The following is an 18,012-nucleotide window of genomic DNA, read 5'->3' as shown; positions in this document are numbered from 1 at the left end:
GGGGGGGGGGGGGGGTGGAGGGAAAACGCAGCCCCCCACAGTATGATGTTCACGGGGGGGGGGGGGGGGGGGGGGGGGGGGGGGGGGGGGGGGGGGGTGCGGGGTCAGGGGGCCGGGTCGGAACGGAGCGCGCCGGAGCGGGCCGCGGCGACGAAGCCGGTCCAGGCCGCCGGGCCGAAGGCCAGCACCGCTCCCGCACGATCCTTGCTGTCGCGTACGCCCACCACGCCGGTCAGGTTCGTCGCCACCTCGACACAGGTGGAACCACCGTTGTCGCTACGGCTGGACTTCCGCCAACGCGCCCCGGTCAGGTCCATGATCGCGCCACCTCCCGCATCAGGTCCTGGGACGCCTTCCGGGGTAGAGCCTCGCCCCGCAGGTTCTCCCACCTGCGTTGAAGGCTATCAACGTCTTCGGACCGGTCGGTGACGTGCGCGCGCAGCGGGGTATCGAGGTGCGCCACTTCGCCGCCCTCCGGTGTGCGGGCGAGAATGAACGCTCCGGCCAACCCAGGATGCATCCCGGTGGCGACCGGCACCACGTGAATATCGACGTGCGGCAGATCGGTGACGCGGAGCAGGTGGTCGAACTGCTCCGCCATCACCGCCGGACCGCCGACGCACCGCCGCAGCGCCACCTCGTCGACCACGAGGACGACCTCCGGCGGCGCCTCCCGGGACAGCACCGCCTGCCGGGCCATCCGCGAGCCGAGCCGCTGCTCGATCTCCGTCTCGCGCAGCATCCCGCCCCCGGTGAGCACCGCGCGGGCGTACGCCTCGGTCTGCACCAGACCCGGGATCAGCGACGGCTCGAACCAGCGGATCAGCGTCGCCTCCGCCTCCACCTGGATCCACTCCCGCAGCCACGGCGGGGCCGCGTCGGCCCGGACCAGGGTCAGCAGCCGTTCGAAGAAGCCGTCGGACTGCAGCGCCGTGTCGATCCGCCCGACGAAGTCCTGCGAGGGGGTGCGGTGGCCGATCTCCACCATCCCGATCAGCGACGGCGAGTAGTTGATCCGGCGGGCCAGTTCCTCCTGGCTGAGCCCCCGGCCCCGCCGGGCCCGGCGCAGCTCGCCGCCGAGGAACTCCAGCGTGGACACGTCGTCGCCCATCACACCTCCGCCACACCGGACCGCCGGAGCACCACCGCCGGGCCGTGACCGGCCGGCACCTTCCGACGGTAGTCGGCCGGGCAGCAGAGTGTGAACAGCCACGACGAGGGAGGTCGAGATGGGCAAGCTTCCGAAACCGGTGCCGCTGGGGCCGCGCCACCGCCGCGACTGGGCCCGGTGGGGCCGCTGGTGCGTCTGCGGGCTGCGCTGGCGCGGCTGCCCGGACCGCCGGCGGCCGGTGCCGGTGCCGGTGCCGGTGCCGGTGCCGGTGCCGGTGCCGGTGCCGGTGCCGGTGGAGCCGACCACGCCGCGGGGCCCCGGCGCCGTCGCCCGGGAGCCGGCGCAGCCAGGGCCGCTGCGGGCTCGCGTACCCCCTCGGGGTGGCCGGCGCGGCGGCGGATGCCGGGTGCGGCGGCGGTGAGCGGCGCGGACCCGCGCCGGCACGTCGCCGCCCGACCGGCCTGGCGGTGTCGGGTCTGCGCGGCCCCCTGGCCGTGCCAGCCGGCGAAGCTGGCGCTGCGCGACGAGTACCCGGACGACCTGGTCGGGCTGTCGGTCTACCTCTGCGTGCTGCTGCACGAGGCCGCCTCCGACTGGGCACGGGTACGGACGAGCCCGCCGGACCCGGCGGAGCTGTTCCGCCGGTTCGTCGGCTGGACCCGCTCGCCGCCCCGGTGACGGCCCGGTCGGCGGGGGTCAGGGCACGGCGCGGCGACGCGCGAGGTGGACGACGACGTCGGCGGCGAGCGGGACCGTCTCCGGCAGGACCCGCTCGATGCGGTCCAACACCTGCGCCCGCGCCGGGGCGGGCAGCTCCAGGTAGGCCGAGACGGTCGAGAGATAGCCGACGTAGTCGGCGGCGGTCATGCTCAGCCGGCGCTCGATCACGGACTGCCGGACGTCGGTGAACCACTCCGACCGGCGCAGCTCCGTGCCCGGCCACTGCATGTCGTCCACCGACGGTGTCCTGTCCTGCGCCGGCACCTCGTCCCTGCTCAGGAAGGGCGCCCGAGCCGACCGGACAGCCTCCCGCACCGCCGGGTCGGCGAGCCGGACCGGCCCCGCGAACGAGGCGAACACGCCGTCCGGTCGCAGCAGCGCGGCCATCCGCGGCCACCGGTCACGCGGGTCCGTCCAGTGCAGCGCCGCCGCGGCGTAGACCAGCTCGTAGGTCTCCCCCGGCCGCAGCTCCTCGAACGCGGCGCGCACGGTCTCCACGCGCGTCGGCACGTGCCGGCGCAGCTCGGTGAGCATGGCCTGGTCGGGATCGGTCGCGGTGACCGCGACCCCCCGGGAGGCGAAGAGGCGGGTCGCCTTTCCGGTCCCCGCCCCGATCTCCAGGGCCCGCCGGACCGGCCGCCCCAGATAGCCGGTCACCAGGTCGAACAGCGCCTCCGGATAGCCGGTCCGGAACCGTTCATAGGCCTCCGCCACGGGCCCGAAGCTCAACGCGCGACCAGACATGCGGGGCATCCTGGCACAGTGCGCCCTTCGGCGCTGGCGTCGAGGGGGCGGACAGTACGCTCAGCAGCGGAGACCCGACGCAGCGAGGGAGCCCCGTGGAACTGATCATCGCAGTGGTGTGCCTGGCACTGATCGTTCTGGCCCTGGCCGGTTTCGTCGTCTCGATCTACAACGGGCTGGTACGGGCCCGCAACGCCTACCGCAACGCGTTCGCCCAGATCGACGTGCAGCTGGTGCGCCGGCACGACCTGATCCCCAACCTGGTCGAGGTGGCCAAGGGATACCTGAAGCACGAGCGGGAGACGCTGGAGGCGGTGGTCGCCGCCCGGACCGCCGCGGTCGACGCGCAGGCCACCGCCGCCGCGACGCCGGGTGATCCCGCCGCCATGCGGCAGCTCAGCGGCGCGGAGAACATGCTCACCGGCACGCTCGGGCGACTGTTCGCGCTCGCCGAGGCGTATCCCGACCTGAAGGCCAACCAGAACATGATGCAGCTGTCGGAGGAGCTGACCTCGACGGAGAACCGGGTGGCCTTCGCCCGCCAGGCGTACAACGACGCGGTGCTGGCCTACAACAACAAGCGGGAGGTGTTCCCCTCCAGCGTGGTCGCGGGGATGTTCTCGTTCCGGCCGGCCGAGCTGTTCCAGCCGGACGACCCGCAGCAGCGCCAGGCCCCGCAGGTGTCGTTCTGAGATGAACTTCTTCGAACGGCAGCGCCAGGTGCGACGGCTGTCGGTGCGACTGGTGCTGCTGTTCGTCCTCGCCGTGGTCGGGATCGTGGTGGTGGTGAACCTCGCGGCGGTGTTCGCGTTCAACGCCACCTCCGCCGATCCCGGACAGCTCACCGGGTTCGTCGTCCTGGTCACCGTGGCCACGGTGGTGGCGATCGGCCTGGCCGCCCTGGTGCGTACGCTCGCGCTGCGCGGCGGTGGCGGCAAGGTGGCCCGCGAGCTGGGCGGGGTGCCGGTGCCGACGGACACCACCGACCCGGAACTGCGCCGGCTGCGCAATGTGGTCGAGGAGATGGCGCTGGCCTCCGGCGTACCCGTTCCGGAGGTCTACGTCCTCGCCGACGAGACGGCGATCAACGCCTTCGCCGCCGGCTGGACCCCGTCCGACGCCGCCGTCGCGGTCACCCGGGGCGCGCTGCGGCGGCTCAACCGCGACGAACTCCAGGGAGTCATCGGGCACGAGTTCAGCCACGTGGTCAACGGCGACATGCGGCTCAACATCCGGTTGATGGGACTGCTGTTCGGCATCCTGTTCCTGACCGTGATCGGCCGGGGCCTGGCGCGCGCCGGCATCATCGGCGGCGCCCGGCCGCGCGGCAACAACAACAGCGGGGGCGCCAACCCGCTGGCGTTGGTGGGGCTGGCGCTGCTGGTGGCCGGGTACGTCGGGGTCCTCGCCGGGCGACTCATCCAGGCGTCGGTCTCCCGGCAACGGGAGTACCTCGCCGACGCCTCGGCCGTGCAGTACACCCGCCAGACCCGGGGCATCGCCGGGGCGCTGAAGAAGATCGGCGGCCTCAGCGACGGCTCCGAGCTGACATCGCCGAAGCGCGACGAGGTGGGGCACATGCTCTTCGGCGAGGCGTCCCGGGTCTCCTGGTTCGCCACGCACCCCCCGCTGGTCGACCGGATCCGGGCGCTGGAGCCGTCGTTCGACCCGGCGGAACTGCGGGAACTGGCCCAGCGCTGGTCGGCGGCACCGCCCTCGGGCCGGCAGGAGGACATCGCCCTCGGCCTGGCACCCGCCGGGCCGGCAGGAGGTCAGGGCGGCGGGGCCGCGCCGGCGATGCCGGCCGAGGGCACCCTGGTACGCGTCGGGCCGACCGAGGTGCTGGGCCGGGTGGCCGCGCCGACCGGGACCGCCTTCACCCACGCGGCGGCGATCCTCGACCGGATCCCGCAGCCGCTGCTCGACCGGGCCCGCAGCCGGGACTCGGCCGGGCCGCTCCTGCTCGGCATCCTGCTCAGCGCGGATCCGTCGGTCCGCCGGCAGCAGGACGCCGCCCTGGCCGAGCGGCACGGCCGGGACCTGGCGCAGGCGGCCGGGCGGGAGGCGGACGCGGTGGCCGGGCTGCACCCGATGCTCCGGCTACCCCTGGCCGAACTGGCCTTCCCCGCCCTGCGCGACCGGCCGGACGCGGAGCTGGAGTCGTTGCTCGCGGCCGTGTTCACGCTGATCCACGCCGACGGCGCGATCGACGTCTCCGAGTACTGCCTGTCCCGGCTGCTGCTGGCCGAGCTGGCGGAGTCGCTGCGACCGGACTCCCGCTGGCGGCCCGACCGGCGCACCCTGACCGACTCCCGCTCGGCCGCGGCCCACCTGCTGGCCGTTCTCGCCCAGGTCGGGCACACCGACCGGGCCGCCGCCGAGACGGCATTCCAGTCCGGTGTCGCCGCGCTGCGGCCCGGCACGACCCTGCCCTACGCCCCGCCGGAGAACGGCGTGCTGGCCCTGGAGACCGCCTGGCCGGTGCTGGACCGACTGCGCCCGGCCGACAAGGAACGCCTGGTGGCGGCCACCGTCGCGGTGATCAGCCACGACGGGATGATGACCGTGCCGGAGATCGAGTTGCTGCGTACCATCTGCGGTCTGCTGCACTGCCCGCTGCCGCCGATGGCCGGCCACGGCACCGGCTGACCACCTTCTCCGCCGACCCGCACGGCCCGCGCCGAACCAACGGCCGCGGCGCGCCGGAGGGATCAGGGCGTCGCCCGGCCAGTATGATTCGGGTATGACGAAGCGAGTGACGGTGAGCCTGCCGGACGATATCGCGGCTTACCTGGAGGGTGAGGAGAACGCGTCGGCGGCCGTCGCGGACGCGCTGCGGGCCCGCTTGGATCGGGCAGCCGCCACCGCGGCGATGCTGCGGGCGGTGGGCATCGAGGTGACCGAGGAGGGCGTCGCCCGGGTACACGGGAAACTTCCTCGCCTGACCGCCGCACAGCGGGCGGAGAACGCGCGACGACGTGACCTGGTGGCCGACGGCACCTGGCCGGCCGACAGCGACGTCGCCGCCTGATGCGCGACGGCGTCGAGATCCGGGCCGTCCTGGACCCGTCCGCGGCGCTCTCCTTCTCCCGAGGGCACGTGCACGTCGGGGAACTGCTGGTCGACATCGCCGACGAGGGCGCCTACGTGGGGCTGCCCGCGGTGGCGCTTCTCGAGGCGTACGCACAGGCCAAGGCGGATCAGCCGGCCGCCGCCCGACTCGGGGTGCTGGCCACCCTGCCGGGCGTGGCGGTGCTTCCTCTCGGCGCCGCGCAGGCCGCCGAGGTGGCAGCCGCGGTCCGCCTGGTCAAGGGAGATCTCGCCCGCGCCCACTCGGTGTGGGCCGCGCTGCGCTACGACGCCTACTACCTCACCACCGAACCGCACCTGGTCCCCGCGGTCATCGCCCCCGACCTGGTGCACGTCATCCCGGTCGACGACGCCTGATCCCGATCATCGCCGGACTCGACGCGGCGCTTCGCAGACGGAACACACCTCCCGGACAACGCTGTCCGGGAGGTGTGCGGATCCAGGTGGCGAGGCGACTGACCGTCAGTCGACGGCGGCCATCACCTCGTCGCTGACGTCGAAGTTCGCGAAGACGTTCTGCACGTCGTCGCAGTCCTCCAGCACGTCGATCAGCTTGAAGATCTTCCGGGCGCCCTCCTCGTCCAGCGGGACGTTGACGCTCGGGATCAGCGAGGACTCCGCCGACTCGTACTCGATGCCGGCGTCCTGCAACGCCGTCCGGACCGCGATCAGGTCGGTCGGCTCGGACACCACCTCGAACGCCTCACCCAGGTCGTTGACCTCCTCGGCGCCCGCGTCGAGCACGGCCAGCATCACGTCGTCCTCGGTGGTGCCGGCCTTCGGAACGATCACCACGCCCTTGCGGGTGAACATGTAGGACACCGAGCCGGCGTCGGCGAGCGAGCCACCGTTGCGGGTCAGCGCGGTGCGGACCTCGGTCGCCGCCCGGTTCCGGTTGTCGGTCAGGCACTCGATCAGCATCGCCACGCCGTTCGGGCCGTAGCCCTCATACATGATCGTCTGCCAGTCGGCGCCGCCGGCCTCCAGGCCGGAGCCGCGCTTGACCGCGCGATCGATGTTGTCGTTCGGCACCGAACTCTTCTTCGCCTTCTGGATGGCGTCGAAGAGCGTCGGGTTGCCGGCCGGGTCGCCACCACCGGTGCGGGCCGCGACCTCGACGTTCTTGATCAGCTTGGCGAACATCTTGCCGCGCTTGGCGTCGATGACCGCCTTCTTGTGCTTGGTCGTCGCCCACTTTGAGTGGCCGGACATCTGCTACCTCCGTTGCTACCCGCCGTCTGCATCGGCCGCACCGCGCGCCCGCTCCCGCCGGCGCACACGGTGGTGCCGGTCAGCTCTGGCGGAAGCCGTCGCGGGCAGATGGCTCTGCCGAATCCCGGCAATCCTACCGGCGGGCGGCGGGCGGCTGTCACGCACCGCACGCCGGCCGGCCGTCCCGCCGGAGGCGCAACGGGACGGACCGGACGAAACGCCGCTCAGTCCCCGAAGCCGTACGACCCCACCACGCTGAAGCCGGACATCGACCGCTGCTCGCACCGGTCGTCCAGATCCGCCCGGAAACGCCGGAAGGCCGCCAACCCGGGCAGCGGACCGGGCAGCTCCGGACCCATCACGACGTCGACGAAACTCAGCCCGTCGTCCAACCGCAACGTCTGGTAGCGCAGCCCGCCGGGGCGGGTCCGGGCCACCTCCTCGTGGACGGCCCTCAGCAGCACCAGGTGCTCCTCCAGGTGCTCCGGACGCACCCGGTAACTGATCATCATCGTCTCCACGTCAGCCCACCAGTTCCGGGCTGCCGACCGCCACGCCGGCCTGCTCCGCCGGCCGCAGCGCCCGGGACCACGTCACGATCTCGGTCACCATCCGCTCCAGCGCCGACGCCCGGTCGGCCGCCGGCGCGAGCCGGCCCGGCGCGGTCGGGTCGCCCTGCGGCCAGCCGGAGAAGTCGAAGTCGGTGAAGAGACCCAGCGACACCCGGGTGGGTACGACCGTCACCCGCACCTCGCCGAGCACCGTCTGGAGGTGGTCACCGGCCCGGGTGCCGCCCTGCACACCGAAGGTCACCATCCCGGCGACCTTGTCGTTCCACTCGGCGTACAGGTAGTCCACCGCGTTCTTCAACGCCGCCGGCAGCGACCGGTTGTAGTCCGGGGTGACGAAGAGGAAGGCGTCGCACGCGCCCACCAGCGCCGCCCACCGCCGGGTGTGCGGCCGGCGGTAGTCACCGAACAACGCCGGCACCGGCTCGTCGAGCAGCGGCAGGTCCTGCTCGGCCAGGTCGAGCGTTTCGACGACGGCGTCCCCGGCGCGTACGTCCGGGTGCTCCGCCACCGTCCGGCCCACCCAGTCGGCGACCGCCGCGCTGCGGCGGCCCGGGCGGGTACTGCCCACGATCAGGCCGATCCGGACCGGCCCTGCTGTCTGTGCGTTCTGCATGCACCGATCCTCCGAGCCGGCCCGGGGGTCGGGGAGACCGCCGCGAGGGTGGCCCCGGCAGGGCCACCCGACGCGGGGCGGCCGGTGCCAGACTGGGCCGGTGATGGACGGAGAACTCGGCGCGTTCCTGCGCAGCCGGCGCGAGGCGACCCCGCCCGACCGGGTCGGCCTGCCCGCCGGCCCCCGCCGCCGTACGCCCGGGCTGCGCCGCGCGGAACTGGCGACCCTCGCGCAGGTCAGCGTGGAGTACCTGACCCGGCTCGAACAGGGCCGCGACACCCGCCCGTCACCGGAGATCCTGGCCGCCCTCGCCGACGCGCTACGGCTCGACGGTGCCGACCGGGAGCACCTGCGGCAGCTCGCGGCCGCCCACCACAGCCGGCAGCTCTGCCCGCAGGGGCGCGGCACGGCGAGCCGTACCGTCCGCCCGTCGGTCCGCGCGTTGCTCGACGCGGTCCGGGACGCGCCGGCCCATGCCGCCAACCGGCTCGGTGACCTGCTCGCCTGGAACGACCCGTTCGACCGGATCGCCCGCCCGCTCGGGCTGCTCGACGGCGCCCGCCCGAACCTCACCTGGTACGTGTTCACCGACGAACGCGCCCGGGACGCGTTCCCCGACTGGGCGGCGACCGCCGACCACCAGGTCGCCGAGCTGCACCGGCAACGCCGGGGCGACCCGGCCACCGACGCGTTCGCCGACCGGCTGGCCCGCACGGTGGGTACGCCGTTCACCGACCGGTGGCGGCGGCGACCGGTCAGCGCCCCGGCGCACGGCGTACGCGAGCTGCGGCACCCGCAGGCCGGGCCGCTGCGGCTGGCGTACGAGACCCTGTCCCTCGGCGACGACACCGGTCAGTGGGTCGTCGTGCAGGTGCCGGCCGATCCGGTCAGCGCCGGCCGGCTCGACCATCTCCTGGGCCGTCGGCCCGGACGGCTGCGCGCGGTCGCCGGCTGACCGCCCGTCCGCCCTGGCCGACCCCGCCGGTCCGCGCCGTCCGTCCCGGGCCCGCGCTGGCCGACCCCGCCGCCCGTCCGCGCGGGCCGACCCCGCCGGTCCGCGGCGTCGGACCCGGGCCCGCGCTGGCCGTCCCCGCCGCCCGTCGGCGTGGGCCGACCCCGCCGGTTCGCGGCGTCGGACCTCCGTCTCAGCGGGTGTCGCGGACCAGGTCCACGAAGTAGGCGTGCAGCCGGCGGTCGCCGGTCAGCTCCGGGTGGAACGAGGTGGCCAGCAGGGCACCCTGCCGGACCGCCACGATCCGGCCGTCCGCCGGCCCCTCGGTGACCGTGCCGAGCACCTCGACGCCGGCCCCGACCCGTTCGACCCACGGGGCGCGGATGAACACCGCGTGGAACGGATCGCCCGCGACGCCGCTGATCCGCACCGGCGCCTCGAAGGAGTCGACCTGCCGGCCGAAGGCGTTGCGCCGCACCGTCATGTCGATGCCGGCGAAACCGCGCTGGTCCGGCCGGCCGTCCAGCACCCGCGCCGCCAGCATGATCATGCCGGCGCAGGAGCCGTAGACCGGCATGCCGCCGGCGATCCGCTTGTCGATCGGCTCGCGCAGCTCGAAGATGTCGACCAGCTTGCTGATCGTGGTGGACTCACCGCCGGGGATCACCAGCGCGTCCACCGCGTCCAGCTCCGCCGCCCGGCGGACCGGCCGGACGTCCGCGCCGGCCGCGACCAGGGCGGCGACGTGTTCGCGTACGTCGCCCTGAAGGGCGAGCACGCCGACCGCGGGTGCCCTCACGTGCGTTCCTCTCGGGAGGCGTTAAGAAGGGGCCCTTCCTCTGCACCAGGCGTTAGGAAGGGGCCCTTCCTTTCACGTCACCAGCCGCGCTCGGCCAGGCGGTGTGGCTGCGGGATCTCGTCGACGTTGATGCCGACCATCGCCTCGCCGAGGCCACGGGAGACCTTGGCCAGCACGTCCGGGTCGTCGTGGAAGGTGGTGGCCTTGACGATCGCGGCGGCCCGCTGTGCCGGGTTGCCGGACTTGAAGATGCCGGAGCCGACGAACACGCCCTCCGCGCCGAGCTGCATCATCATCGCGGCGTCGGCCGGGGTGGCGATACCACCGGCGGTGAACAGCACCACCGGCAGCTTGCCGGTCTCGGCGATCTCCTTGACCAGCTCGTACGGCGCCTGCAACTCCTTCGCGGCGACGAACAGCTCGTCGGTGGGCAGCGACTGGAGGCGGCGGATCTCCTGGCGGATCTTCCGCATGTGGGTGGTGGCGTTGGAGACGTCACCGGTGCCGGCCTCACCCTTGGAGCGGATCATGGCCGCGCCCTCGGTGATCCGGCGCAGGGCCTCGCCCAGGTTGGTCGCGCCGCAGACGAAGGGGACGGTGAACGCCCACTTGTCGATGTGGTTGGCGTAGTCGGCCGGGGTCAGCACCTCGGACTCGTCGACGTAGTCGACACCCAGCGACTGGAGGATCTGCGCCTCCACGAAGTGACCGATCCGGGCCTTGGCCATGACCGGGATGGAGACGGCCTGAATGATCCCGTCGATCATGTCCGGGTCGCTCATCCGGGACACCCCGCCCTGGGCGCGGATGTCGGCGGGCACCCGCTCCAGCGCCATCACGGCGACCGCGCCGGCGTCCTCCGCGATCCTGGCCTGCTCGGCGGTGACCACGTCCATGATCACGCCGCCCTTGAGCATCTCGGCCATGCCGCGCTTGACGCGGGCGGTGCCGGTGACCGGGGCGGCGGCGGTGTTCTGGGCAGCGGTTTCGGGCACGGGTATCGCTCCTCGACATGCGCGTGGGGTGGCTGTCGGAATGCTAAGCCGCCGCCCGGCACCGGTCCGACAGCCAATCGGCCCCACGGTGGCCTGCCCTGTGGTCGCCGTCACCGTCGCCTGGGCCCGCCCGGGGCCGACGGTCCGGTGATCCACTCGGGTTCACTGACACCGGGGTGTCCGCTCGAGCCTGATGCCCCGGTGTCAGTGACGTCGAGTCGATCTTGCCCGCCACCCGGCGGACCCGGAAACCCGGCGGGGCGGGGGTCAGCCGGCGGGGACGTCAACCGGGACGGTGAGGGTGGGGTCGTCGATGTCGAAGTAGCGCGGCCAGGCGTGCCGACGCCCCATCCGCAGCAGGCGCACCAGTGGCCGGCTGCGCGCCGAGCGGGCGTCCCGGACCAGGTCGGTGTGCACCTGGCGGGCCAGGGCCAGCCGGCGGCTCGCCGCGATCACCGCCTCGCACTCGGGGTCGCTGGGATCCAACCGCACCGTCCGCAGTTGCCGGGTGAGGTCGTTCTCGGCGGCCTCCCGCTCCTCGGGCCCGGCGTCGAGGGCGATCCGGGCGGCCGCGTACAGCTCGACGCCGTACCGCCGCTCGGCCAGGACCGCGGCGGCGGCCGCGCGGCGCAGCAGGTGGGCGTCCAGCGCGCGGGCCGCCAGCTCCGCCCGGGACTGGAGCCGTTCGACGCGGCCGGCCGTCCAGACGAGGTACGCCGCGACCAGCGCGACGGCCAGCGTCGCGCTCACCACCCACCACATGCCCGGCATCGTAGTGCTGCTCCGTTTCCGTCTCCTCCGGCCCCGGCCGGTCCCCGACGGCCGTCACCGTCACCACCGCTCGCCCCACCGGCACCAGGCGGCCCGGCGGTCAGCCCAGTCCCACCCACTCCTGGTCGATGACCCGGCCGTCGGTGGCTTCGATCGCCGCTGCGTATACCTCCAGGACTCGACGGGCAACCACCGGCCAGTCGAAATTCGCCACGACCTGGTCCCCGCAGGCGGTCAGGGCCGCCCGGTGGGCCGGGTCGTCGAGCAGTTCCACCAGGGCGGACCGCAGGGCGGCCGGGTCGCCGGTGCGGAACAGCCGACCCGCCCGGCCACCGTCGAGGACCCGGCGGAACGCGTCGAGGTCGCTGGCGACGACGGTGGTGCCGGCCGCGAGCGCCTCGGTGAGGATCATGCCGAAGGACTCGCCGCCGGTGTTCGGCGCGACGTAGAGGTGGACACTGCGCAGCATCCGCGCCTTGTCCTCCTCGGAGACGAGGCCGAGGAAGGTGACCCGGTCGCGCAGGTCGGCCGGGAGCGGGTCGTACAGGTCGTCCGGGTCGCCGGGTCCGGCCACCAGCAGCCGCAACCCGGGACGCTCGCGGGCCAGCGCGACGAAGGCGTCCCGCAGCACCGGAAAACCCTTGCGGGCCTCGGTGAAGCGACCGAGGAAGCCGAGCGTGCCGCCCCGCCCGGGGGCGCACTCCCCCGGCCAGTCGGGCAGCGGCTGCGTACCGGTGAACTTGGCGACGGCCACCCCGTTGGGGATCTCCACCGCCCCGCCGTCCATGTGTTCGACCTGCACCTTGCGGGCCAGGGCACTGACCGCGATGCGGGCGGTGATCCGCTCCAGCACGATCTGGAGGACCCCCTGGGCGGCGGCGAGCACCCGGGAACGGGTCATCGCGGTGTGGAAGGTGGCCACCACCGGGCCGCGGGCGCACAGGACGGCGACCATCGACAGGCTCAGGGTCAGCGGCTCGTGCACGTGCAGCACGTCGAAGTCGCCCCGGGTGATCCACCGCCGCACCCGGGCGGTGGAGACCGGACCGAACGCGATCCGGGCCACCGAGCCGTTGTACGGCAGCGGCACGGCCCGCCCGGCCGACACCACGTACGGCGGCAGCGGCGCGTCCTCGTCGGCCGGCGCGAGCACGCTCACCTCGTGCCCCAGCCCGATCAACGCCTCGGCGAGGTCCATGACGTGGTTCTGCACCCCACCGGGGACGTCGAAGGAGTAGGGGCACACGATGCCGATCCGCACGTTGGTGCCCTCTTCCTCAGATCTGTCCGGTGGTCGGCGGGGGCTGCGCCGCGCCGTCTGTCGTGGTCCGCTGGTCCGGCCACATCCGTTGCAACATGTGCCAGTCTTCCGGATGGCGGGCGATGCCCGCCGCAAGACCGTCGGCGATCCGCTGGGTGAGGGCCCGGGCACGCTTGTCGAGGGGGCCCTCCTCGGGACCGGGCAGCGGGATCGGCCCGTCGATGGAGGCGCATGCGGCGTCCGGTTCATACCACATCGAGGCCACGTAGAGCGGCGCCCCGGTACGCAGCGCGAGCAGCGCCGGGCCGGGCGGCATCTTCGTCCGGGCCCCGAAGAAGTCCACCTCCACCCCGCGCGCGGAGAAGTCCCGGTCGGCGAGCAGCGGCACCACCGTGCCGGCGTTGACCCGATCGACCAGCACGTCGAACGTGGGCCGCGGGCCGCCGTGGGTGGGCAGGATCTCCATGCCGAGTCCCTGCCGGAAGGCGACGAAGCGCTCGTAGACGCTCTCCGGTTTCAGTCGCTCGGCCACCGTGGTCAACGGCCAGCCGGTCGCCGCGACCCAGGCGCCGGCCGCGTCCCAGTTGCCGGCGTGCGGGAGCGCCACCACCGCGCCCCGGCCGGCGGCGACGTCGTCGGCGAGCAGGTGGGCGCCGTCGAGGCGGAACCCGGCCAGGATCTGCCGGCGGCTCAGCGAGGGCAGCCGGAACGCCTCCATCCAGTACCGGGCGTACGACCGCAGGCCCGCCCGGACCAGGTCGTCCAGCTCCGCCTCGGGCAGGTCCGGGCCGACCACCCGGCGCAGGTTGGCGCGCAGTCGGGCCGTACCCGCGCCGCCGCGACGGTGCGCGCGGTCGGCGCCCGCCCGGAACGCCGCCGCCACGACGGGCCGGGGCAGCGCGCGGATCACGCGCCAGCCGGCGACGTAGCCCAGCTCGGTGAGGTTCACCCGCGCCGGCCCTCCGGCGGTGTCCCGGTCACCCCTGCCCGCCGCTGGCAGTGGGGGCCTGCCGCGCCTGGCGGTACACGTGGGCCACCCGCTGACCCACCGTGAAGATCGACACCGCGGCCAGCAGCCAGAGCGCGACCTCCAGGGCCACCTCGACGCCGACGCCGGTGAGCACGCCGCCGACGCCGACGATGAGCAGCCGCTCGGTGCGCTCGGCGATGCCGACGTTGCAGGTCATGCCGAGGCCCTCGGCCCGGGCCTTGACGTATGACACCAGGCCGCCGGCGGCGAGGCAGAGCAGCGCGGCGGCCACGCCCGAGTACTGCTGCTGGGTCGCCAGCCAGTAGGCCACCGCGGCGAAGACCGCGCTGTCGGCGACCCGGTCCATGGACGAGTCGAGGAACGCCCCGAACCGGGTGGACCCGCCGCTCATCCGGGCCATCGTCCCGTCGAGCAGGTCGGTCAGGGCGAAGACCGTCACGATGATCGCGCCCGCCACGAGGTGTCCCCGGGCACCGAAGCCGAGGGCCCCGACGAGCACCCCGAGGGTGCCCGCGACGGTGACCGCGTTGGGAGTGACGCCCGCTCGGAGCAGGCCGCGCGCGATCGGCTCGACGACACGGGTCATCCCCGCGCGGGCCGTCACTTGGAAGATCTTCGCCATGGCGGTCCCACGATAACGGTCCCGGTCCGGCCGCGGTACGGCCGGTCAGGCGACCCGCCCGGGGAAGGCTTGTGCGGGTCCGGCATCCGGTGTCTGATCGAGCGTGGGAGGTGAGCCAGCTCACCCGCCCGACCGTCCCGTTCCCGCTCGGTGGCGGCCCACCGGAGGATATCGCCGCGCACCCGCCCCGGGCCGCTTGTCCCACGCGCGCGGCGGTCGCCACCCACCACCGGCTGAGGGAGGTGCGCCCGATGGCGCAGAAGAGTCAGGAGAAGGGGGCCACCGGCGGCGCGCCGGTGGCGACCGACCCCGGCAAGGTACGCAACGTGGTGCTCGTCGGGCACTCCGGTTCCGGCAAGACCACGCTGGTGGAGGCCCTGCTGGCGGCGACCGGCACGATCGGCCGGGCCGGCTCGGTCGTCGACGGCACCACCGTCTGCGACCACGACCCCGCCGCCGTCCGCCAGCAGCGCTCGGTCAGTCTCGCCTGCGCCCCGTTCGTGCACGACGGGATCAAGGTCAACCTGCTGGACACCCCCGGCTACGCCGATTTCGTCGGCGAGCTGCGCGCCGGCCTGCGGGCCGCCGACGCGGCGCTCTTCGTCGTCTCCGCCGTCGACGGCATGGACGCCGCCACCGCCGCCCTGTGGGAGGAGTGCGCGGCGGTGGACATGCCCCGGGCGGTCGCCGTGTCCCGGCTGGACCACCCGCGTGCCGACTTCGACGAGGCCGTGGCGCTGTGCCAGCGGGTCTTCGGCGACAACGTGATGCCGCTGTACCTGCCGATGCTCGGCGACGACGGGACCTCCACCGTCGGCCTGCTCGGACTGATCACCCGGCGGGTGTTCGACTACACCGCCGGCCTGCCCGCCGACGTCCGCGAACCGGACCCCGAGCACCAGCCGGCCATCGCCGAGTCCCGCAACGAGCTGATCGAGGGGATCATCGCCGAGAGCGAGGACGAGACGCTGATGGACCGGTACCTCGACGGCGAGGACATCGGCACCGACGTACTCGTCGAGGACCTGGAGAAGGCGGTCGCCCGCGGCCACTTCTACCCGGTGGTGCCGGTGTGCGCGGAGACCGGCGTCGGCTTGGACGCGCTGCTGGAGGTGCTGACCGCCGGCTTCCCGTCACCGCTGGAGCACGACGTGCCGGCGGTCACCGGGGTGGACGGCTCGCCCCGGCCGCCGCTGACCTGCGACCCGGACGGGCCGCTTGTCGCCGAGGTGGTCAAGACCACCGTCGACCGGCACGTCGGCCGGGTCTCCCTGGTCCGGGTCTTCTCCGGGACCCTGCGCCCCGAGCAGACCGTGCACATCTGCGGGCACGGCCTGGCCGACCGCGGGCACCCCGACCACGACGCCGACGAGCGGGTCGGGCACGTCTACGTGCCGCTGGGCGCCAGCCTGCGCGAGGTCGGCGCCTGCGTGGCCGGCGACATCTGCGCCATCACCAAGTCCGGCAGCGCGGAGACCGGCGACACCGTCTCGGCCAAGGACGATCCGCTGCTCATCGCCCCCTGGGACATGCCGGAGCCGCTGCTGCCGGTGGCCATCGTCGCGCGGACCCGCTCCGACGAGGACGCGCTGGCCCGCAACCTGGCCCGGCTCGTCGCCGGCGACCCCACCATGCGGCTGGAACGCAACCCGGAGACCCACCAGCTGGTGCTCTGGTGCATGGGCGAGGCGCACGCCGACGTGGTGCTGGAGCGGCTGCGCGCCGGCGGCGTCGAGCTGGACACCGAGCCGGTCCGGGTGCCGCTGCGCGAGACGCTCACCACCGCCGCCCGGGGGCACGGCCGGCACGTCAAGCAGTCCGGCGGCCACGGCCAGTACGCCGTCTGCGACATCGAGGTCGAGCCGCTGCCACGCGGCGCGGGCTTCGAGTTCGTCGACCGGATCGTCGGCGGGGCGGTCCCGCACAACTACGTCCCGTCGGTGGAGAAGGGCGTACGCGCCCAGATGGAACGGGGCCTGGTCGGCGGCCACCCCGTGGTCGACCTGCGGGTGAGCCTGGTCGACGGCAAGGCGCACAGCGTCGACTCGTCCGACGCGGCGTTCCAGACCGCGGGGGCGCTGGCGCTGCGCGACGCCGCCGGCAACGGCCAGCCGGCGCTGCTGGAACCCGTCGACGAGGTGCTGGTCCGGGTGCCCGACTCGTCGGTCGGCGCGGTGATGGGCGACCTGTCCGGGCGACGGGGCCGGGTGCTGGGCACCGAGCCGGACACCGCCGCCGAGGGCCGCACCCTGGTCCGCGCCGAGGTGCCCGCCACCGAACTGCTCCGGTACGCGGTCGAACTGCGCGCGATGACCTCCGGCACCGGCACCTTCCGCCGCCACTTCGTCCGCTACGACCCGATGCCCGCCCACCTCGCCGACCAGCACCGCAAGGAGCACACCCCGTAACACCCCGCTCCTCCCCGCCGTCTGACCCCCGTCGCCGCTACCGGGGGCGGGGTCAGGGGCGGGTGGCGGGGAGCATCGGGCTGGGCCAGTGCGGGCGGTCGGCCTCCCGCAACGCCGCCGCGCGCACGGCCGCCAACCGGCGTTCCACCTCGGCGAACTGGTCCGGACCCAGCGGACCCCGGTGCAGGGCCGCGGCGTTCTCCTCGACCTGGGCGACGGTACGGCAACCCGGGATCGGGACCGTCCGCCCGCTGCGCGCCCAGATCCAGCCCAGCGCGCCCTGGGCGAGGGTGCGGCCGTCGGCGGTGAGCGCCGCGCGTACCGCGGTGACGCGGCGCAGCCACTCCGGCGCCGGCCGCCCGCCCCGGAACCACTCCAGCCAGCCCGGGGCCATTCCGCGTACGTCGTCGCGGGGCAGGGTGGAGCCGGCGCCGTACTTGCCGGTGAGCAGCCCCATCCCGAGTGGCCCCTGGTTGACGCTGGCCAGGTCGTATTTGTCGCAGACCGCCAGCAGGTCCGGCGCGTCGCGCAGCACCGACAGGGCGTGCTGCACGGCGGTGGCGTGCCGGGCCGCGTCCCCGAACAGGGCGGCCCGGTCGGGGCGGTCGGTGCTCCACCCGTACGCCCGGATCAGCCCTTCGGCGACCAGGTCCTCGCAGGTGCCGATCAACGCCTCCGCGCGCGGCGCCGGCAGGTCGGCCAGGTGAAGCTGGTGCAGGTCGATCCGGTCGGTGCCCAGCCGGCGCAGCGAGTCGGTCACCGCCCGGCGCAGGTATCCGGGCGAGGCGTCCCGGCCGGTGGCCCGGCGGGTGGCCTCGTCGAAGGTGTGCCCCCACTTGGTGGCGATCACCGCCTCGTCGCGGCGGCCGGCGAGCGCCCGGCCGAGGATCCGCTCGGAGTGCCCGGCGCCGTACGTGTCGGCGGTGTCGAAGAGGGTGATCCCCAGGTCGAGTGCCCGGCGCACGGCCCGGACCGACTCGTCGTCGTCGACCTGGCCCCAGCCCAGCGGCTGGTTGCCCTCCGACCAGGGCCCACCGATCGCCCAGCACCCCATGCCGAGGGCGCTGACCTCGATGCCGCTGCGGCCCAGTGTCCGCGTGCTGAGTGCCATCGACGCATCCTGTCACCTCGGCTGGGTGGCAGGAGGCGAA

At 74.1% G+C, this 18,012-nt stretch carries 21 protein-coding genes; 8 read left to right on the top strand and 13 right to left on the bottom strand.

Annotated features, from left to right (window positions below; genetic code table 11):
• Positions 1–104: 104 nt before the first annotated feature.
• Together D7223_RS29305 and D7223_RS29300 are read right to left on the bottom strand one after the other, a co-directional pair.
• Complete coding sequence (locus D7223_RS29305; protein WP_120732332.1) at positions 105–317, bottom strand: DUF397 domain-containing protein; 213 nt, start codon at positions 315–317, stop codon at positions 105–107.
• Positions 308–1,111, bottom strand: coding sequence for a helix-turn-helix domain-containing protein (locus D7223_RS29300; RefSeq protein WP_120732330.1), 804 nt, complete (start codon positions 1,109–1,111; stop codon positions 308–310). The genes D7223_RS29305 and D7223_RS29300 overlap by 10 nt, the downstream gene beginning before the upstream one ends.
• A gap of 118 nt (positions 1,112–1,229) precedes the next feature.
• Between D7223_RS29300 and D7223_RS32895 the strand changes: the two genes are divergently transcribed.
• Both D7223_RS32895 and D7223_RS29290 read left to right on the top strand, forming a co-directional pair.
• Complete coding sequence (locus D7223_RS32895; RefSeq protein ID WP_158610943.1) at positions 1,230–1,532, top strand: hypothetical protein; 303 nt, start codon at positions 1,230–1,232, stop codon at positions 1,530–1,532.
• Positions 1,529–1,789: a hypothetical protein gene (locus D7223_RS29290; protein ID WP_238162278.1), complete on the top strand. Its 261-nt coding sequence runs from the start codon at positions 1,529–1,531 to the stop codon at positions 1,787–1,789. The genes D7223_RS32895 and D7223_RS29290 overlap by 4 nt, the downstream gene beginning before the upstream one ends.
• A gap of 18 nt (positions 1,790–1,807) precedes the next feature.
• Here D7223_RS29290 and D7223_RS29285 read toward each other — a convergent pair whose 3' ends face one another.
• Positions 1,808–2,545 carry a class I SAM-dependent methyltransferase gene (locus D7223_RS29285; protein ID WP_337589464.1) on the bottom strand — a complete coding sequence of 246 codons (738 nt, stop codon included), beginning with the start codon at positions 2,543–2,545 and terminating at the stop codon, positions 1,808–1,810.
• Positions 2,546–2,670: 125 nt separating this feature from the next.
• On the opposite strand from D7223_RS29285, the gene D7223_RS29280 reads away from it, so the two are divergent.
• The 4 genes from D7223_RS29280 (at position 2,671) to D7223_RS29265 (ending at position 6,022) form a co-directional block, all read left to right on the top strand.
• Entirely contained in the window at positions 2,671–3,267 is a 597-nt protein-coding gene (locus D7223_RS29280; protein WP_120732324.1) for a LemA family protein, read from the top strand.
• 1 nt (position 3,268) lies between these two features.
• Positions 3,269–5,224 carry a M48 family metallopeptidase gene (locus D7223_RS29275; protein ID WP_120732322.1) on the top strand — a complete coding sequence of 652 codons (1,956 nt, stop codon included), beginning with the start codon at positions 3,269–3,271 and terminating at the stop codon, positions 5,222–5,224.
• Between the two features lie 94 nt (positions 5,225–5,318).
• Positions 5,319–5,606, top strand: a complete 288-nt coding sequence (locus tag D7223_RS29270) for a hypothetical protein (protein WP_147252547.1) — start codon at positions 5,319–5,321, stop codon at positions 5,604–5,606.
• Complete coding sequence (locus D7223_RS29265; protein WP_120732318.1) at positions 5,606–6,022, top strand: hypothetical protein; 417 nt, start codon at positions 5,606–5,608, stop codon at positions 6,020–6,022. The genes D7223_RS29270 and D7223_RS29265 overlap by 1 nt, the downstream gene beginning before the upstream one ends.
• Before the next feature lie 105 nt (positions 6,023–6,127).
• On the opposite strand, the gene D7223_RS29260 is transcribed toward D7223_RS29265, so the two are convergent.
• The 3 genes from D7223_RS29260 to D7223_RS29250 all read right to left on the bottom strand — a co-directional run bounded on the left by D7223_RS29260 (position 6,128) and on the right by D7223_RS29250 (position 8,062).
• A complete protein-coding gene (locus tag D7223_RS29260) occupies positions 6,128–6,877 on the bottom strand; it encodes a YebC/PmpR family DNA-binding transcriptional regulator (protein ID WP_120732316.1) in 750 nt (249 codons plus the stop codon).
• A 224-nt stretch (positions 6,878–7,101) separates the two neighbouring features.
• Positions 7,102–7,389: a hypothetical protein gene (locus D7223_RS29255; RefSeq protein WP_337589465.1), complete on the bottom strand. Its 288-nt coding sequence runs from the start codon at positions 7,387–7,389 to the stop codon at positions 7,102–7,104.
• A 10-nt stretch (positions 7,390–7,399) separates the two neighbouring features.
• Positions 7,400–8,062 carry an NADPH-dependent FMN reductase gene (locus D7223_RS29250; RefSeq protein WP_120732312.1) on the bottom strand — a complete coding sequence of 221 codons (663 nt, stop codon included), beginning with the start codon at positions 8,060–8,062 and terminating at the stop codon, positions 7,400–7,402.
• Positions 8,063–8,165: 103 nt separating this feature from the next.
• Between D7223_RS29250 and D7223_RS29245 the strand changes: the two genes are divergently transcribed.
• Positions 8,166–9,017, top strand: a complete 852-nt coding sequence (locus tag D7223_RS29245; RefSeq protein ID WP_238162280.1) for a helix-turn-helix transcriptional regulator — start codon at positions 8,166–8,168, stop codon at positions 9,015–9,017.
• Between the two features lie 190 nt (positions 9,018–9,207).
• Here the strand turns inward: D7223_RS29245 and pdxT are convergent, their stop codons facing one another.
• The 6 genes from pdxT to pgsA form a co-directional block, all read right to left on the bottom strand.
• Positions 9,208–9,813, bottom strand: coding sequence for a pyridoxal 5'-phosphate synthase glutaminase subunit PdxT (gene pdxT / locus D7223_RS29240; RefSeq protein ID WP_120732307.1), 606 nt, complete (start codon positions 9,811–9,813; stop codon positions 9,208–9,210).
• Positions 9,814–9,890: 77 nt separating this feature from the next.
• The gene (pdxS, locus tag D7223_RS29235) at positions 9,891–10,808 is read right to left on the bottom strand and encodes a pyridoxal 5'-phosphate synthase lyase subunit PdxS (protein ID WP_120732305.1); all 918 of its coding nucleotides are present in this window, start codon (positions 10,806–10,808) and stop codon (positions 9,891–9,893) included.
• Between the two features lie 267 nt (positions 10,809–11,075).
• Complete coding sequence (locus D7223_RS29230; RefSeq protein WP_120732303.1) at positions 11,076–11,579, bottom strand: hypothetical protein; 504 nt, start codon at positions 11,577–11,579, stop codon at positions 11,076–11,078.
• Positions 11,580–11,679: 100 nt separating this feature from the next.
• Complete coding sequence (locus D7223_RS29225; RefSeq protein WP_120732301.1) at positions 11,680–12,840, bottom strand: glycosyltransferase family 4 protein; 1,161 nt, start codon at positions 12,838–12,840, stop codon at positions 11,680–11,682.
• Between the two features lie 16 nt (positions 12,841–12,856).
• On the bottom strand, positions 12,857–13,789 hold the full coding sequence (locus tag D7223_RS29220; RefSeq protein ID WP_120732299.1) for a phosphatidylinositol mannoside acyltransferase: 933 nt from the start codon (positions 13,787–13,789) through the stop codon (positions 12,857–12,859).
• A 28-nt stretch (positions 13,790–13,817) separates the two neighbouring features.
• Positions 13,818–14,453 carry a phosphatidylinositol phosphate synthase gene (gene pgsA / locus D7223_RS29215; protein WP_120732297.1) on the bottom strand — a complete coding sequence of 212 codons (636 nt, stop codon included), beginning with the start codon at positions 14,451–14,453 and terminating at the stop codon, positions 13,818–13,820.
• A gap of 251 nt (positions 14,454–14,704) precedes the next feature.
• On the opposite strand from pgsA, the gene D7223_RS29210 reads away from it, so the two are divergent.
• Positions 14,705–16,861 (top strand): elongation factor G-like protein EF-G2, encoded by a 2,157-nt coding sequence (locus D7223_RS29210; protein WP_120732295.1) that lies wholly within the window; start codon positions 14,705–14,707, stop codon positions 16,859–16,861.
• 52 nt (positions 16,862–16,913) lie between these two features.
• Here the strand turns inward: D7223_RS29210 and D7223_RS29205 are convergent, their stop codons facing one another.
• The gene (locus tag D7223_RS29205; protein ID WP_120732293.1) at positions 16,914–17,972 is read right to left on the bottom strand and encodes an aldo/keto reductase; all 1,059 of its coding nucleotides are present in this window, start codon (positions 17,970–17,972) and stop codon (positions 16,914–16,916) included.
• Positions 17,973–18,012: the final 40 nt, after the last annotated feature.

Origin of the sequence: Micromonospora endolithica, from assembly GCF_003626595.1 — a bacterium.
Taxonomy (GTDB): domain Bacteria; phylum Actinomycetota; class Actinomycetes; order Mycobacteriales; family Micromonosporaceae; genus Micromonospora; species Micromonospora endolithica.
Note: the sequence above shows the minus strand (reverse complement) of the source record. Positions and strands in the feature narration are given on the sequence as shown.